The 1,429-nt window shown below is 49.4% G+C and carries 1 protein-coding gene and 1 pseudogene; both read right to left on the bottom strand.

The annotated features are described in order from the left end of the window. Positions 1-370, bottom strand: a pseudogene (locus tag F8N49_RS27700) (hemagglutinin repeat-containing protein); the annotation flags it as partial. A 145-nt stretch (positions 371-515) separates the two neighbouring features. After that, the gene (locus F8N49_RS27695; RefSeq protein ID WP_225927626.1) at positions 516-1,091 is read right to left on the bottom strand and encodes a hypothetical protein; all 576 of its coding nucleotides are present in this window, start codon (positions 1,089-1,091) and stop codon (positions 516-518) included. Between the last annotated feature and the right edge of the window lie 338 nt (positions 1,092-1,429).

Here is a 1,429-nt window from a genome sequence, read left to right as displayed (position 1 = left end):
GCTGGTCGCCCAGGCTGACCAGAGACAGGTTGCCGCCGGTCTTGATTTCGCTGCCGACGTGGGTGACCTGGGTGACTTCGTCGCGCTGGAGTTTCAGGTTGCCGAAACCGCCCTTCTCCTTCATGTCATAGAGCGTGTGGTCCTTGTTCTGCGCGGCCAGAAGACTGAGGTCGTTACCGGCGTAGACGTAGGCTTCATTGCCTGCGCTGATTTTGCTCGCGACCAGTGTGGTGTCACGGCCGGAACTGGTTTTTACGTCGCCGCCGGCGATGAACTCGGCGGCTTTCTGAACAGTGTGGTCGTCCTGTTCATGGACACGTTTCTTGCCGTCCTTGCTATGGGTTTCGACGTTGTATTCATCTCCGGCCGAGGACAAATAGATGTTGCGACGGCATCGAGCTGCAGGTCACCGCCGCTTTTACGCTCGACGCGAATTTGAAGGTGGCCTGTCCCCGTTTGTCTCTCGAAAGGTGGTCTTTCCCCATTTATCCGGTCCCCATTTATCCGCTTTTCTTTCAATCGTCGGGAATCTCGATATGAAACGAATCTGCATCAATTTTCAAAGACATCCATCCTGGCCCAGGCAAAACGTTTATTTCACCCTCAAGAAAATACTCACTTGCAGACTTATCGACTTTAGGCCCACTAATAAACTCCTCGACAAACTCATTACCTGAGGAACTCTTTCGATCGAGAGAATATTCATAGATAACTTTTCTCAACACACTCACACCAGAAAAGACCAGCCAGCAGTCACCCACATATTCATGCATTGCGTGCAAACCTTCACTCTCGCTCTCGTATCTGACCCATTCACCACCCTCGCTTCGAGCGTGTAACAAACCATTTACAAGACTCCATTCAACATACTCCACATCTCTAGCGGGATCGTAAATGTAATGAACAGGAAAAATACTTTCGCCCTTAGGACACTCATCTTCATCACACTGTACGATCCGAGCGCCATCCGCCGCTGTTACCAACTTCGTTTTTTTCAAGGCTAGGCCTCTTTCGACATAAAGGCGAACTACTCCATTTTCGAGCTCAAAGCCTCCATATACGCAGTCAAATGTGACGAGGGAATCAAACATCGCTGAAACTATCATTTTATTTTCTCTAGAACGATGGTTTTCATACTATGGAGATCAGTAATCTTACTACCGTCTGTGCGTAGGAACGTGTGCCCCGAGAATCGAGCATCTAGACCTCCATCCTGGATAACCTTGACGCCAACCGACTCAAGATCGGCTGCACTTGGTAGTTTTCCATACGTGGGGAAACGGGGACAGACCACGTTTTGGAGTGCGTTTTAAACGTGGCCTGTCCCTATTTACCCTTGTTCGAAATTTCGCTTCCGAATTTATTGCTCTGTTGAGTATTGAGGAAACGGGGACAGACCATGTTTTCGAGTGCCTTCTATACGTGGTCT

This window comes from Pseudomonas sp. GXM4 (assembly GCF_008923895.1).
Lineage (GTDB): Bacteria > Pseudomonadota > Gammaproteobacteria > Pseudomonadales > Pseudomonadaceae > Aquipseudomonas > Aquipseudomonas atacamensis.
Note: the sequence above shows the minus strand (reverse complement) of the source record. Positions and strands in the feature narration are given on the sequence as shown.

Bases quoted from the DNA above. Each gene is read 5' to 3' on its own strand.
- F8N49_RS27695 (WP_225927626.1), bottom strand. From the start codon at position 1,091: ATGTTTGATTCCCTCGTCACATTTGACTGCGTATATGGAGGCTTTGAG.